The sequence below is a fragment of the Paenibacillus abyssi genome (assembly GCF_014640295.1).
GTDB classification, from domain to species: Bacteria; Bacillota; Bacilli; order Paenibacillales; family Paenibacillaceae; genus Paenibacillus_D; species Paenibacillus_D abyssi.
This window is the reverse complement of sequence record NZ_BMGR01000026.1, coordinates 1-14,858: the sequence shown is the minus strand read 5'-3', so window position 1 is coordinate 14,858 and position 14,858 is coordinate 1. Positions and strand designations below refer to the sequence as shown.

At 48.5% G+C, this 14,858-nt stretch carries 14 protein-coding genes and 2 tRNA genes; all 16 read right to left on the bottom strand.

Annotated elements, in window-relative coordinates; all coding sequences use genetic code 11:
• Positions 1–11: 11 nt before the first annotated feature.
• Positions 12–1,571: an FAD-dependent oxidoreductase gene (locus IEW11_RS24240; RefSeq protein ID WP_188533677.1), complete on the bottom strand. Its 1,560-nt coding sequence runs from the start codon at positions 1,569–1,571 to the stop codon at positions 12–14.
• A gap of 52 nt (positions 1,572–1,623) precedes the next feature.
• Positions 1,624–3,135: a glycoside hydrolase family 3 protein gene (locus IEW11_RS24235; protein WP_188533676.1), complete on the bottom strand. Its 1,512-nt coding sequence runs from the start codon at positions 3,133–3,135 to the stop codon at positions 1,624–1,626.
• Between the two features lie 28 nt (positions 3,136–3,163).
• The gene (locus IEW11_RS24230) at positions 3,164–4,426 is read right to left on the bottom strand and encodes an AGE family epimerase/isomerase (RefSeq protein WP_188533675.1); all 1,263 of its coding nucleotides are present in this window, start codon (positions 4,424–4,426) and stop codon (positions 3,164–3,166) included.
• A gap of 255 nt (positions 4,427–4,681) precedes the next feature.
• Positions 4,682–4,757 (bottom strand) — tRNA-Arg (locus IEW11_RS24225).
• Between the two features lie 85 nt (positions 4,758–4,842).
• Positions 4,843–5,643: a winged helix-turn-helix transcriptional regulator gene (locus IEW11_RS24220; RefSeq protein ID WP_188533674.1), complete on the bottom strand. Its 801-nt coding sequence runs from the start codon at positions 5,641–5,643 to the stop codon at positions 4,843–4,845.
• Positions 5,628–6,014 (bottom strand): Fur family transcriptional regulator, encoded by a 387-nt coding sequence (locus IEW11_RS24215; RefSeq protein ID WP_188533673.1) that lies wholly within the window; start codon positions 6,012–6,014, stop codon positions 5,628–5,630. Before IEW11_RS24215 ends, IEW11_RS24220 begins: the two co-directional genes overlap by 16 nt.
• Before the next feature lie 296 nt (positions 6,015–6,310).
• The gene (locus tag IEW11_RS24210) at positions 6,311–7,372 is read right to left on the bottom strand and encodes a DUF6612 family protein (RefSeq protein ID WP_188533672.1); all 1,062 of its coding nucleotides are present in this window, start codon (positions 7,370–7,372) and stop codon (positions 6,311–6,313) included.
• Positions 7,373–7,503: 131 nt separating this feature from the next.
• Complete coding sequence (locus IEW11_RS24205) at positions 7,504–7,653, bottom strand: small acid-soluble spore protein P (RefSeq protein ID WP_188533671.1); 150 nt, start codon at positions 7,651–7,653, stop codon at positions 7,504–7,506.
• A gap of 33 nt (positions 7,654–7,686) precedes the next feature.
• Complete coding sequence (locus IEW11_RS24200; protein WP_188533670.1) at positions 7,687–7,887, bottom strand: hypothetical protein; 201 nt, start codon at positions 7,885–7,887, stop codon at positions 7,687–7,689.
• 35 nt (positions 7,888–7,922) lie between these two features.
• Positions 7,923–8,267, bottom strand: a complete 345-nt coding sequence (locus IEW11_RS24195; protein WP_188533669.1) for a hypothetical protein — start codon at positions 8,265–8,267, stop codon at positions 7,923–7,925.
• A 141-nt stretch (positions 8,268–8,408) separates the two neighbouring features.
• Positions 8,409–8,497 (bottom strand) — tRNA-Ser (locus IEW11_RS24190).
• Between the two features lie 89 nt (positions 8,498–8,586).
• Positions 8,587–9,864 carry a serine--tRNA ligase gene (serS, locus tag IEW11_RS24185; protein WP_188533668.1) on the bottom strand — a complete coding sequence of 426 codons (1,278 nt, stop codon included), beginning with the start codon at positions 9,862–9,864 and terminating at the stop codon, positions 8,587–8,589.
• Positions 9,865–9,898: 34 nt separating this feature from the next.
• Positions 9,899–10,486 carry a pyridoxal 5'-phosphate synthase glutaminase subunit PdxT gene (gene pdxT, locus IEW11_RS24180; protein ID WP_188533667.1) on the bottom strand — a complete coding sequence of 196 codons (588 nt, stop codon included), beginning with the start codon at positions 10,484–10,486 and terminating at the stop codon, positions 9,899–9,901.
• A 28-nt stretch (positions 10,487–10,514) separates the two neighbouring features.
• Positions 10,515–11,396, bottom strand: coding sequence for a pyridoxal 5'-phosphate synthase lyase subunit PdxS (gene pdxS / locus IEW11_RS24175; protein ID WP_188533666.1), 882 nt, complete (start codon positions 11,394–11,396; stop codon positions 10,515–10,517).
• A gap of 106 nt (positions 11,397–11,502) precedes the next feature.
• Complete coding sequence (locus IEW11_RS24170) at positions 11,503–12,837, bottom strand: D-alanyl-D-alanine carboxypeptidase family protein (protein ID WP_229725669.1); 1,335 nt, start codon at positions 12,835–12,837, stop codon at positions 11,503–11,505.
• Positions 12,838–12,977: 140 nt separating this feature from the next.
• Positions 12,978–14,435: an IMP dehydrogenase gene (guaB, locus tag IEW11_RS24165; RefSeq protein ID WP_188533665.1), complete on the bottom strand. Its 1,458-nt coding sequence runs from the start codon at positions 14,433–14,435 to the stop codon at positions 12,978–12,980.
• Between the last annotated feature and the right edge of the window lie 423 nt (positions 14,436–14,858).

Below are 14,858 nucleotides of genomic sequence, written 5' to 3'. Positions count from 1 at the left end.
TTCATTACTGGTTACGGCCAAGTCAGCTCTACTCCCTCTTGAACCAGCAGCTGCTGGAAGCTCTCCAGCTTCCTTGCATCATGAAGAACCTCGCGCGGCGTATAGCCATGATCCAGGCAATAGGCCGCCAGCGTTCCAACCGATTCACCAATGTTCCACTCTACGGGATGAAGGCGGTAACAGCCGTTTGTAATATGTGTCGTTCCGATATTTTTGCAGGATGGAAGCACGTTATCTACCGTGATCGGGATCAGGCTGCCCAGCGGAATGTGAAAAGGCAGGCTCGATACGTCGATATAATTTCTGCCGGCTGTGCTGGGATGCAGGTCAATATGATAATAGCCGACACCTACGCTATCCTGGTAACGCACCGATTTCTGATCCGCTCGCGTATCCGGACTTAAATGCTGTTCAACGACCGTAAACTCCGCGAGTATACGCCTTGATTCGCGAATATATACCTGCTGGGCCAATCCGTCCCGGGTGCCGACGACGTCAGGCCTGAGGCGCAGTCCGGGATACCCCTGCTTGCCATCCGGGCGGGGCGCTTCGGTCTGCATCCAATATAACAAGGAGAGGCTAAGCTGCTTGGCTGCCCGCAAATGCTTCTGTCTTTCCTCTTCAGACACATCGATCACAGATCCCAGCCAATAATCGTTCTGCGGCCAATTCACCATCGTTATATCGCTGGCGAATGTACCGGGTTTAAATAACGATTTATCGATAACGCGGCGATACCGCCATAACGAGAACAGGTCGTCCCGCGGAAATAAGGTATATTCCACCTTCTCCAATGTACGCGGTTTAGGCGAGTACCAGCTGAGTTGGCGTTCCGGCCAAAAATCCGCCTGATAGCTTTGCCAAAACGCATAATCCTCCGGCTTCTCGATCGTATGATCTTCACCCTCAATATAATCCACCGCATAACAATGCGTAATCGCTTGCATATCCATTGGATCTGCAGGACCATCCAGCGCATGCGGTTCTCCTGTATCCGCCCTCGATTCCGCTCCGGTGACATACTCGATATTGGCGAGCGGCAGCAGATCCCCGCATTCCGTCGCATCCAGGAAATAGGGAGCTGTAAGGGTAATTTCCTCCCCTTGCAGGCTGTCCTTAACCGTAGCTGAAGTCACCTGGTCTGCTTCTCTTTCACAGCTTTCTACACGATACCCCGTCAGAATAGTGAGCTTGCCGCTGTGCTCATAGGGAGCCAGCATGCCTTTTATAACGGCATAAGCCGCTCGGGGTTCATGGCTGATTCGGCTGACGATAGCATTTCCGGGATTCATCAAGCTTCGCTGCCTTGCATCGGGAGTCAAAGGAAAAAAGTCTTGATAGTACTGGCGGACATACTGCCTGTACTGTCTATAGCTTCGGGTACTTCCGTAATACTCGATCCACTGATGCTCATCCGGCGGGACGGCCTGAGAGGTTAATTGCCCGCCAATCCAGTCGCACTCCTCGGTCATAATGACGCTTTTTCCAAGTCTGCAGGCTGCCAAAGCTGCAGCACATCCTCCGGTGCTGCCGCCAATGATAACGATATCCGCTTGCATTTCTTTCCCCATTTTCTTACACCCCATTCTTGTCCCTTTACGGCCCCGAAAGGCGAGGTACCGCTTATTTTTTAGTCAGATACTGCGCGGCAACGGATTGCAGCGATGGTGAACGGTCATACATCAATAAGCAGGCGCCAGCTGCATTTTGCACGTCGTATTCTGATCCAAAATGAACCCAAATGCTGTTTTTAGCTTTCGATAAGTGCATGTTCAGCTGCTCTAAGAAGTCCGCTGCAATCGGCTTGTTATGAGAGATCGCCACAATAATGTTCTGCTGCTCAGACACATCGGATAACAGCGCTAACACGCCTTCGTAGCTATCGGCCACTTGCTGCTCCAAGAAAGGCAGCGCTTGCTGAAGCTCCCCGGCGAATAAGGAGGTGGGCTGATCCCGAAGCAGCATCCAAGATTCCTCCAGCTTGTCCACTAATGCTCCTTGTTCTAATCCATGGAGCGGCGTGACCGCTTTCCATGCCAAGGAAGCATTAACATGCTGCGCACCAAGCTTATTAAAGCTTTCGGCCTTGAAAGCAGTATAATTGTAAGCTTCTGCGGTCAATCGGTACTTTATCTTCGCAAAAAGGATTCGCTCCACAGATTCATCAATCCGCGATTCCGCGATCGTTCCATCCTTCACAGCGTCCATGACCGCATTCAACAAGGAAGCTGCTTGTTCATAAGTGTTCGTCGTTGCGAGCAGGATATCGGTTCCCGCTAAGATGCTGCGTACACATGCCTCTTCCATCGAGTATTTATTTGTAATGCCCTTCATCGATAAACCATCCGTTACAATTAACCCTTTGAAATTCATCTTCTCTCTTAACAGCTCGGTTACGAGCGGATAAGAAAGCGACGCCGGAGTGAGAGAAGGATCGAGCGCAGGCACAGCGATGTGCCCCACCATAATCGCATCCACCCCTTCATCAATTGCTCTTTGGAAAGGAACCAGCTCAAAGCTTTCCAACCGCTCCCTGTCAAAGTTTAGAACCGGCAAGTCCTCATGGGAATCGACATGCGTATCCCCATGCCCCGGAAAATGCTTGGCAGTGGCGATTAATCCAGACTCTTGATATCCGCGGATAACGGCATTGCCAAGCCGGGACACCGTATCCATATCCGCTCCGAAGGAGTGTGTTCCGATAACAGGATTAAGCGGATTATTATTAATATCCACAACCGGGCTGTAGTTGAAGTTGACTCCCATTGCCAGGGATTCCTCAGCTGTGATACGGCCTGATTCATAAGCCAGCGATTCATCGCCGCTTGCGCCAATCGCCCGGTTTTTCGGAAAATGCACGGCCCCGTACTGCAATTTACAGCCTGCTCCGGCGATGAAGTCCGCAGCTATAAATAACGGGATACCGCTTCCTTCCTTTAAGGACACAGTCTGCATATCGTCTGTTAATTGATAAACCTGTTCCGGATGCTTCAAGCTGCCTGAGGGGATGAAGATCCCTCCTGCCTTAAGCTCTGTAATCAGTTTGCGTGTATCTTCATCCAGTTCGGAGTGAAATCCGGAAAACGTAAAGAGTTGAGCAACCTTCGTTTTTAAATCCATGTCTTCGATCTTCATATTGTCCCCTCAATTTCTAATAGAATCATTATTCAGCGGCCGTAAGCTCAATCATCAACATTACATTTCGCATGACATGATACGGATCCTTAACCGGAAGAGCAACCACTTGCGCAATCGGTTCGCCTCGCCGGTCGCGAATTTGCAGCCATTCTTCTCCTGGAGCCGCAGGAAATGTGTTAAAGGTGTATTCGTGCAGCTTCTCATACCACGCCAAGCAGTCCGCATCGCCCGTAAGCTCAAAGGCTAATCTGCAAGCATACAACCCTTCGGAGTGAGGCCACCAAAGCTTCGTATCCCAAGTCTCACGAATGAGCTTTTCGAAGCGTTCGCCTCCGCTGATGTCATCTCCCTTTGGAGGACCTCCGTCAACATCCACATATCTTAGCAGACCGCCGAACGCCTCATCCCATCCCAGCTGCAGCGCCCGCTTCAACGCTTTAACCGCCAGCTGCAGCGCCTCATGATCCTGCCTAAGAGCGGCCTCCTCCATGACAAACCACAGACTTTCCACAGTGTGGCCTGGATTCAGATGCCGCAATAATAATGTGCCGGCGCTATCCTCGCCTGCCTTTGACTTCGGTACGACCTCCCTGATCCGATGCTCGGAATCACAGAAGCCCGATAGGATCCGCCCGGCATAAAACCATGCTTGATTCCGATACAATGATCTCTCTTGTCCTGTCATATCCTCCGCCGCTTTGGCGAGCGCCTGAGAGGTATTCAGCATAATCATCGCAAAGCCATGGGCATCGTATCCCTCCGGAATCGGATATGGCTCACTGCGAACCTTGCCGGCCTGAAAGCGGGACTCAATATGGGCATAGAGCTTTTGCGCGGTTTGAAGTGCGTCCTGATCCCCAGCCGCTCTGGCATACTCGGCCATCCCCATCACAACAAAGCAATCCGCATAAATACTGATATCATGTCCGGCACTGGGAATCATTTCCTTGGGCTGGCCGTCTTTTGTTAATAAGAACATACAGCTGCCATCCGGCAAGAAAACGTGCCGCTTTATGAATTGATACGTCAATTCCGCCTGCTTTAGATAAACATCCCGGTCATCATCGATCAATTCCGATCTGCACATCCCAGCCAGTCTCGACCATAACCATAAGAACCTTCCCTGCGACCAAGTGAATTTATCCTGGTGAAGGAGCTTTTGTCCGAGTGGATCAAAGCCCGTAAACACGCCTCCCAGTTCAGCGTCCACAGCTTTTTTCCAAAAGGGGAGGAGCTGCCGGGTTAAATGTTCGACATAAAAAGCGTGCAAATCCTGTTGATTCCGCATGTATGGCCCCCATTCGACATCATCAGCTTTCGATGCAAGAACACCCTGCTGAAGGGTCCGTTTTCAAAATCTTCGATTTCATATCGCCCATTCTCTAGTGTACTTCTAGTATATATGTATATTGGTGACATTATATTATTATTCTTTCAGGGGTGTCAACAGTAGAATCTTCAGGTAAGCACCAAAAAGAAACCGCCTCATTCCGTGTAATTACGGAATGAGGCGGTATTGGATATAACGGATTTTTTCATTGCATGGCGGCCCCGAGAGGACTTGAACCTCCGACCTGCGGTTTAGGAAACCGTTGCTCTATCCGCTGAGCTACGGGGCCGCAGCAGTGAAAATTATACCACATTTAAATGCGGGAATAAAGCACAAACCGCCTTTCTCCCGGTGTTAGCCCACGGGCACACTCTTTATGCCAAGCGATAACCCGCACCACGGACAGTTACTATATATTTGGATGATACTGCACGGTCTTTCAGCTTCTGCCTGAGACTTCGAACGTGGACATCGACAACATTGCTGCCTCCAAAGAAATCACTGCCCCACACCTGATCAAGGATCGTTTCACGGGACAACACGACACCGTCCGAAGTGATAAAGAGAACAAGTAAATCATACTCCGTCTTGGTCAGCTCCAACCGTACGTCACCCTGCAGCACAGTCATTTTTCCGATATCAATCGTCAAATCCTTGAACTGGTACTTCCTCCCCGTATCTCCATAAGGAATCTGCCCGTCTGTCACAATTCGGCTGACGCGTTGCACCGCTTCCTGTGATCTTGTCGGCCAGGCAATCAACTCTTCGTTGATAACGGTGGACGTCTTGCGCAACATGAACATTTCATTAACCAGGAAGAGCATAGGCACACTTCGCGAATGCGCGGCAATACGAGACTTCACTTGAAACAGCTCTTCTTCATTGACCATGCTTGTTAGATCGTACACTAACACATCCGGCTCAAAATGCTCAAGTGCGCCCGGCTTTAAGTGATGAGCGGCAAACACGTCAAAGCATGCCTCCGTCAAAGATACGATAAGCTCTTGTACCCTGCCCGGATAAGGACTAACCAGCATGACCTTTCTAGTCAACGGACATACGACCGATCCGGCAGGCAGTTCTTCGTGAACCATCGAAGGCCGCCATGAAGGGGAATCATTAAAAGGGACCGTCTCATTATAACTTATAGCCTGTGCACTTATGGGGTTGCGCATGACTTACACACTCCTTCAATAACAATTTGCGTTTCATGAACGGTGTATCCCGTATCTTGAGCGATTTGGTTTAACCAATCGGACGGCAGCTCCGCCATCACTTCATCTACCCGCCCGCACTGGGTGCATACAATATGCTGGTGATCCTCGGTCCGCGCGTCATAACGGCTGGCAGTCTCGCCAAGCTTCAATTCCCGAATCAGGCCTGAATCAGTCAAATAACGCAGTGAATTATAGACTGTACCGTATGCATACTGCTTTCCCTTCAAACGCAGCCGTTCAATCACATCACCTGCCGTAGGGTGATCATGCGCTTCTTGTATAATCTCAAAAATTGCCTTGCGCTGCGTGGTCAAATTTATTTTATTCATTGTAATCGTCCTTTTATAGTAACTAGTTTTAGACTAAGTATAAATTAAAAATAATTAAAAATCAAATCATTTGTAACACAATTGCAATATGCCATTCATCCTGCCTTAATGAACGCCCTCTATAATAAGCATTAACCCCCTTTTAAAATATAAACACTTAAGACCCACAGCTCGTTGCTTGTGGGTCTCTTTCTGCCTATTACCCGGTATAAGAAAACACACCAATCGCCATCCTCTACCGAAGAAAGCAATTGATGTGTATATCGGGTGTTTATAAGTGTACGGTGTTACATGACTTAGAAGCTTCCTGAATTAAACATGGATTCCAGCTCATCCAGCGAAATTGCATCCGTTGGTATTTCAATCTGGAACTCGACAGGCTCATTAATATTGCTGTATTGGCTCTTTAAGCTCATGCCGATGTTTGCGGTCTGGCCCTCTTGAATAATATCAACATTGCCTTTTAATTCTTGATAAACGAGATAATCATCTTTGATTGCACCCGTTAAGGAGAGCTCGTTAATCTTCATTTCTTCCTTCAACTCATCCAACTGCTGCTGAAGCTCCGCGCTGTCATTGCCCGCCAGTTCCTGCTTTGCTTGCTCGAGATCTTCCGGGGTCAGCTGCAGCGTTTGGCGGTACTGATCATTTTCAATCAGGAGATCGATCAGCTCCGGAGCCACCTTCTCCACAATCGTTTTTACAGTTTGCTCAAAATTGTCCTCTGTTACAGCGAATTTCACAATTTGGTCAGGCTTTAGCTCGCTTGGCAGGCCTGGTACTTCTTCAGCCTTCAACTCGCTATAATAGGTTTCCTCATCAAAATGCTTCAAAATAACCGTCATCATGTCCTGTACCATTTTGCGTTGGGTGTCCATATCCAGATTCGGAATTTCCATCCCTTCCTGCTCGGCTAATTGCTTCATATCGATCTCGACAAATTTGCCCGACAGCCCTTCCAAAGGAAGCATTGGAATGGAAGGCACCTTCACCCACATTTTATCTTCTGTCATAATCATGGGAATCGAAAGATTGAACGACATATCCCCCTGAAGTGCAATATCCGCTGTCATCTCCATGCGCATTGGATCTGCTTCATAAGCTCCAGTTACCGATAAAGTTGCATCCTTCAGCATGTTTAGAATGGCGCCCGCTTGCGGATCCGCATTCAACAATTCCTCAGGCAGATTAATCTCATCCAAATCCAGTGCTGCAGTGAATGTATAAGATTGTAAGTCCATTGTTTTCGATAACGCAGTCTGTACCGCTTCCTTCGGCGGTTCCGAGCTGCAGCCGGCCAAGACCATCAACGCTGCCATCAACATCATTAACCATTTCATATTGCTTTTGTTAAACAACAATAATCCCTCCCTTGAACAATAGCTTAATTCTAATACAAAGAAGTGCTGACGGAAAGTAAAAATTAGTTAAAAAAAATCCCATCACCGTATTCATTCGGTGATGGGATTTTTTTCAGCATGGACCTTGCTTAGCCTTCTCCATTATTATGACGCGAGTGATTCTGCTGTTTTACAGCCTTGGATCCGGAGAGCGGCTCCTGCTGTCCTCTAGAATGTTTATGTTCTCTTTGCCGCCCTTCCTGCGCTCCCGGCACAGGTTGGCTCTTTGGTTTGCCCATTCCTGTCATTCTCCCTTCACTGTTCGCCATCCATTAGTGACTTGAATTGGTCCCGGCATCCACGTGCGGATGTTTCAAATCCACAGGTTTATCATGATTTAACGCATCTTGATGCCTCCGGTCGTTCGAGTCCTGCTGCAGCTGCTGCGCATGATGACTGTTAACCGGTGTCAGTTCCAGATCATCGACAACATTGCTTAAATTTTTGTCCAGATTATTTTTAGCTCGGGTCATGGCTTTCCCACATCCTCCGGTTATGTTATTCCAATCTAAGCGTGTGTGAGCTGCTGAAGCGCTTGAGCGCATTCATGCAGATGACGCGTATAATCCTGGATGAGCTGTTGGATCTGATCCGTTCGTTCATCTACAGACCGTCCGTCTTTTTCCACATCGACAAGCTCCACTCTCACTTCACGGCTATCCACATATTCCACTTTGAAATCAAATGAATACGCCTGATGTCCTGCAGTTCGAATATGGACACGCAGTGCTTTCGGATCGGCTCCGTCGGCTATAACATCTGCGCTATCCGATTCATTCATCGTTATCGGCAGCGTTCGCTGCCAAGCTTCAACCAGCTCCCGCTGATCGATTTGCAGCTCGTCCTTTTTCATTAGGAACCACCTCCATCATCAATAACATGCGACAAATCGCAGTACCCTATACAGATTAACTTCTTCCAGAAATATAAAATATCAGACAAATAAAAAAACTGCTCAAGTCGACGCTTGGGCAGTTGGGTAATTTAGTTGTTATGGCGGAGAGAGTGGGATTCGAACCCACGTGGGCTTGCACCCTAACGGTTTTCAAGACCGCCCCGTTATGACCGCTTCGGTATCTCTCCATATAGAAATCGTAACGAATTGTATTGTACCACAAGCCAAAATACAGACGCAAGCCCTTTTTGGCCTGTGGCAAATATTCCTTGCTAAATTAACGTTTTATTGCCTCTATATTGCCCATGTAAGGGCGCAGTACTTCGGGAATGACCACAGAGCCGTCAGCTTGCTGGTAATTTTCCAAAATAGCAGCAACCGTACGCCCGATCGCTAATCCGGAGCCATTTAGCGTATGCACGAATTCCGGCTTGCTCTTCGCGTCCTGACGGTAACGAATCCCCGCCCGCCGCGCTTGAAAATCTTCAAAATTCGAGCAGGATGAAATTTCCCTGTACATTCCGCTATGCGGCAGCCACACTTCCAGATCATAGGTTTTTGCCGAGGTAAAGCCCATATCTCCTGTGCAAAGGGTCAATACACGGTAAGGTAAGCCGAGCAGCTGCAATACCTTCTCTGCATTCGCCGTGAGCGACTCCAGCTCCGCATAAGATTCCTCTGGCTTAACAAGCTTCACAAGCTCAATCTTGTTGAACTGATGCTGGCGGATTAATCCGCGCGTATCGCGCCCTGCTGAGCCTGCTTCCGAACGGAAGCAGGAGGAGTAAGCCACAAAATATTTCGGCAGCTCATCCGCGGACAGTATCTCTTCCCTGTGCAGATTCGTTACGGGAACCTCTGCAGTCGGAATCAAATAATAATCCGTATCGGCCACCTTGAATAAATCTTCCTCGAACTTAGGCAGCTGTCCCGTTCCAACTAAGCTGTCCCGGTTCACAAGATAAGGCGGCAGCAGCTCTTCATAGCCATGCTGGTCGCTGTGCAGGTCCATCATAAAGCTGATCAATGCGCGCTCCAGACGGGCGCCCAGGCCGCGGTAGAAGACGAACCTGGAGCCGGTTACCTTCGCAGCGGCCTCAAAATCGAGGATGCCAAGCTCCTGAGCGATATCCCAATGAGCTTTTACCTCAAAGTCAAATATAGCAGGCTCACCTACACGGCGAATCTCCACATTCTCTTCCTCCGAGGAACCGACCGGGACGCTCTCATGAGGCACATTCGGAATGGCATAGGTCAGCTCTTTGATCTCGGCTTCAACCGTGCGAACCTCTTCATCGAGCTCTTTAATGCGGTCACCCACCTCGCGCATTTCCACGATCAGCGCTTCAGCGTCACCGCCCGACTTCTTGAGCTTCGCCACTTCCTGAGACACGGTATTTCGTCTGCTCTTCAGCTCTTCCGTTTGCTGCAGCAGCTCACGCCATTTGGTATCTAATGCCGGGAATTTTGCGATGATATCAAGCGATGCTCCACGATTTCCCAGCGCTTGTTCTACTTTACCGAAATCGTTTCTAAGCAGTTTAATGTCTAACACAACTGGTGGCCCCTCTCTAAAGGGTATATAGATATTATCCGATCTTAGCCGCAGCGGCTTCTTTTGCCATATCGAGGAAATAAGCATGCAGACGGTAATCGTCCGTTAATTCCGGATGATAGGAGCAAGCGAGCAGATGGCCTTGTCTTGCCGTAACAATCTCACCATTGTAAACAGACAGCACTTGCACGCTGTCGCCTACGGCTTTGATTAACGGCGCACGGATAAATACCGCACGCACCCGCTCTTCGATCCCAGCTACCTCCAGATCGGTTTCAAAGCTTTCTCTTTGACGTCCGAACGCATTGCGCGCCACAGTCATATCCATAAGCTGCAAATGCGCTTGTTCCTGTCCTTCGATTCGCTCAGCGAGCACAATCAAGCCGGCGCAAGTGCCGAAGATCGGTTTGCCCTGCGCAGAGAAATCACGCAAAGCATCCATAAAGCCGTATTTATGCATCAGCTTCCCGATTGTCGTACTTTCGCCGCCAGGAATGATAATGCCATCGAGCTCCTCGAGCTGCTCCGTGCGCTTAACAGCAACAGCCTCCCCGCCGGCCAGCTTGATGCTGCGAATATGTTCAGCTACCGCGCCCTGCAGCGCCAGTACTCCAATGTTCATCGCTTACGCCTTCTTTCCGTTCAACCAATTACAAACCGCGGTCCTGCATACGCTCGGACACATGCAGCTTGGAAATTTCGATCCCTTTCATCGGTGTTCCAAGGTTCTTGGACACTTCAGCGATCAATTGATAATCTTCGTAATGTGTTGTAGCTTCAACAATCGCACGCGCGAATTTCTCCGGGCTGTCGGATTTGAAGATACCGGATCCTACAAATACGCCGTCTGCGCCCAAATGCATCATCAAAGCTGCATCAGAGGGCGTTGCTACGCCGCCTGCTGCGAAGTTAACAACCGGCAATTTGCCTGTTTCATGAACGCCAAGCAGCAATTCATAAGCTACGCCAAGTGTTTTCGCTTCATGGTACAGCTCATCTTTCGACAAGTTCTGAACTTTGCGGATTTGTCCGTTGATCAGACGCAAGTGACGTACCGCTTCAACAATGTTGCCTGTTCCCGGCTCCCCTTTGGTCCGAAGCATGGAAGCACCCTCTTGAATACGGCGCAGCGCTTCGCCCAAGTCTTTAGCTCCACATACGAAAGGAATCGTGAACAATTGTTTGTCGATATGGAATACTTCATCGGCCGGAGTCAGCACTTCACTCTCGTCAATGTAGTCGACACCCATCGATTCCAGCACTTTCGCCTCTACGAAATGTCCGATTCTCGCTTTAGCCATAACAGGAATAGAAACAACCTTCATTACTTCTTCAACGATTGTCGGGTCAGCCATACGAGCCACTCCGCCTGCTGCGCGAATATCGGAAGGCACGCGCTCCAGTGCCATAACAGCTGTCGCACCTGCTGCTTCAGCTATTTTTGCTTGCTCCGCATTCATGACGTCCATAATGACGCCGCCTTTTTGCATTTCTGCCATGCCGCGTTTTACACGCGATGTTCCCGTTTCCATCCTATATTGCCTCCTATTTTCGAATCAATTTCCGTTCCAGCTCTAACCATTTATTTTACAGCAACCTTTGAAAATCGACAAGCATTCTTGTTGTCAGATGATCAATTTAGAACAGGTCGACAATCCCGTTAAACAAACTAACGAAAAAGTCTTTAATCGCCCGAAACATCAAACGCCACCAGCTGGCCTTCTTCGCCTCTTCGTTTGTAACCAGATTCACTGTGTGATCGATCTTTGCGCCATTCTCATCGATATATTCGTAAGTAACAGATCCCACTACAGTGCCGTTTTCAATCGGAGCGACAAGCTCATCAGCGCTTTTGACTTCGGTTTTCAGCAAAGTGATCTCGGGCTCCGTGCCTTTCTTAACCATGAAGCTGACATCATTTTGCGTCACGACAGGAATTTCTGTTTTTACGCCTTTTCTAATTTTGACCGTTTCCTGTGTTTCTACTACAGATTTCGGCGGGATAACGGTTTTCATCTCGAAATTGTTAAATCCGTAATCAAGCAGCTTGGCCGATTCCAGAAAACGGGCCGGCTCCGAATCCGCACCCATAACGACACTGATCAGACGCATTCCATTGCGCTCAGCCGTTCCCGTGAAGCAATACTTCGCCACACTAGTATGACCGGTCTTCATGCCGTCAAGGCCCTCATAAACGTACCGCCGGAAGGCGGGTACTTCCTTGTTTGCTTCAAGCATCCAGTTATAGTTGATCAACGGTTTATCATCGCGTTCGCGAAATTTATAAGAAGGGATACTGGAATATTCCAAAAACTCATCATGGTCCTTTAAAATGTGGTATGCGAGCATAGCCGCATCTTTAGCCGACATTACCGTTTCCCCATCGATAGAAGCCGGTTGATACTTAGGTGACATATCATCTCTGCCGAGTCCAGTTGCATTAATAAAATGCGCCGTTTCAAGCCCCAGCCTCTTAGCTGTCTCGTTCATCCGCTGTGCAAATTGCTCTTCTGTTCCCGAGATATGCTCAGCCAGCGCAATAGACGCATCATTTGCAGATCCTACCGCCATTGCAATAAACAGCTCTTTAACGGTATGCTGATCACCTTCCGCCAAGAAAACATGCGAGCCCTGTCTTGTCGTTGTTGCCGCGTTCTCCCTGGTCGTAACCATATCATCCCAGTTTAACTTGCCTTGTTTGATTTCATCCATTACGATATATTCGGTCATCATCTTGGACATACTGGCCGGCGGCAGCGGTACCTCAGCATTCGCGTCGAATAGAACCTGACCTGTCGCCGCATCCATAAGAAATGCTGATCTTACTTGTAATCCAAGTTGATTCGGAATGTGTCCCCGTGCGTCTTCACCTTCTGCAGCAGCCGTGGAAACCATAGCCATCATTAACATCCATACAGCCAAAAAGGCTGCAATTGCAGGTTTCCAAAGCCTAGTCATACGGCTAAATTTCAAAACGTTCCTCTCCCCTTTTCCTAATAAATGATCCGTTAATCATTGTACCACAAGCAGTACGAAGAAAAGAAGACAGACAGGGATTTCAGGTGAAAAGCACCTTCTCCCTGTCTGCCTATGATCCCTTTTACCCGGGTCTCTTACAGCGAGTAATTCGGAGCCTCTTTCGTAATCTGCACATCATGCGGATGGCTCTCACGCAGTCCTGCGCCTGTAATACGAACAAACTGAGTATCGTTCTTCAGTTGATCGAGGTTTTTCGTGCCGCAATAACCCATACCCGAGCGTAAACCGCCCATTAACTGATGTACGGTATCGGCTAAAGGTCCTTTATAAGGAACACGCCCTTCAATGCCTTCAGGCACGAGCTTGTTCTCGTTTTCCTGGAAATAACGATCCTTGCTGCCTTCCTTCATCGCTCCGAGCGAACCCATGCCACGGTAAACCTTGAAGCGTCTGCCTTGATAGATTTCCGATTCTCCCGGGCTCTCTTCCGTACCGGCAAACAAGCTGCCGATCATAATGGAGCTTGCGCCGGAAGCGATCGCCTTCACAATATCGCCGGAATACTTAATACCGCCATCGGCGATGATCGGAACATTATATTCACGCGCTACACTTGCGCAATCATAGATCGCTGTGATTTGCGGAACTCCGATACCCGCAATGACACGAGTGGTACAGATCGACCCTGGTCCGATACCGACCTTGACGACGGAAGCTCCTGCTTCAATAAGGTCACGAGTCGCCTCACCTGTCGCCACATTACCAGCAATGATTGTCAGGTCCGCATACTTTTCACGCAATTTCTTTACCGTATTTAAAATATTTACATGATGGCCATGTGCCGAATCAACAACCAGTACGTCTACGCCTGCTTGTACGAGTGCTTCCGCACGCTCGAAGGTATCCTTTGAGATGCCGATTGCGGCGCCGCAAAGCAAACGTCCGTGTCTATCCTTGGCTGCATTCGGGAATTGAATGGCTTTCTCAATGTCCTTAATCGTGATAAGGCCTTTCAGCTTTTTATCCTCATCCACAAGCGGCAGCTTTTCAATCTTATGTTTCTGCAGCAGTACTTCAGCTTCCTGCAGAGTTGTCCCGACAGGTGCGGTGACCAATTCTTCCCTGGTCATTACCTCACTGATTTTCATCGAATAATCATGCACGAAACGCAAGTCACGGTTCGTAATAATACCGACCAAATGATTGTTCTCATCTACGACAGGGACACCGGAAATACGATATTTACCCATTAATTCTTCCGCATCATATACATGATGATTCGGTGTCAGAGAGAATGGATTCGTAATTACGCCGCTCTCCGAGCGTTTGACACGATCCACCTCTTGCGCTTGCTCCGCAATCGACATGTTTTTATGAATAATTCCGATTCCGCCTTCTCTAGCCATCGCAATCGCCAAAGCAGATTCCGTTACTGTGTCCATACCGGCACTAATAAGCGGAATGTTCAGTTTAACCGTTTCGCTCAGCTTAATCGACAAGTCCACTTCCCGCGGCAGAACTTCCGATTTACGAGGCACGAGCAGCACATCGTCAAACGTTAAGCCTTCCTTGGCGAATTTTGTTTCCCACACAAGTATGTTCCTCCTTCAAAATAGATGACCTAAACAACCTTCCAAAGCATCAGCTTACGATACCTCTCATATATATTATTGCAATATTATCAGAGGGGTTTAGGGCTGTCAAGGACATTGCGGCAAGCTTTCATGTCGTTTTCAAAAACGGTAATCACTGTGGTAAATGCCACTCCATATCAGGGGTTATTTGACACCGTTATCATCGGCAGCCCCCTGTATATTCTATAATTATCCTTTTCATTCATTGAAGGAATAACATCCAAATCAAAGTGCATCGTACCTATGTGGTTTGTTCTTATTATAGACAATTAATGTGTGCCAATTCTGTTCTTACAATTGTTAAACATTATAATTTTTTAACAACAAAAAACCCACTGAGAAAACTCAGTGGGTTCATCGTGCTTGGCAACGTCCTACTCT

Coding starts and splice junctions, on each gene's coding strand:
- IEW11_RS24240 (WP_188533677.1), bottom strand. CDS start 1,571: ATGGGGAAAGAAATGCAAGCGGATATCGTTATCATTGGCGGCAGCACC.
- IEW11_RS24235 (WP_188533676.1), bottom strand. CDS start 3,135: ATGAAGATCGAAGACATGGATTTAAAAACGAAGGTTGCTCAACTCTTT.
- IEW11_RS24230 (WP_188533675.1), bottom strand. CDS start 4,426: ATGCGGAATCAACAGGATTTGCACGCTTTTTATGTCGAACATTTAACC.
- IEW11_RS24220 (WP_188533674.1), bottom strand. CDS start 5,643: ATGCGCAACCCCATAAGTGCACAGGCTATAAGTTATAATGAGACGGTC.
- IEW11_RS24215 (WP_188533673.1), bottom strand. CDS start 6,014: ATGAATAAAATAAATTTGACCACGCAGCGCAAGGCAATTTTTGAGATT.
- IEW11_RS24205 (WP_188533671.1), bottom strand. CDS start 7,653: ATGGGCAAACCAAAGAGCCAACCTGTGCCGGGAGCGCAGGAAGGGCGG.
- IEW11_RS24200 (WP_188533670.1), bottom strand. CDS start 7,887: ATGACCCGAGCTAAAAATAATCTGGACAAAAATTTAAGCAATGTTGTC.
- IEW11_RS24195 (WP_188533669.1), bottom strand. CDS start 8,267: ATGAAAAAGGACGAGCTGCAAATCGATCAGCGGGAGCTGGTTGAAGCT.
- pdxT (WP_188533667.1), bottom strand. CDS start 10,486: ATGAACATTGGAGTACTGGCGCTGCAGGGCGCGGTAGCTGAACATATT.
- pdxS (WP_188533666.1), bottom strand. CDS start 11,396: ATGGAAACGGGAACATCGCGTGTAAAACGCGGCATGGCAGAAATGCAA.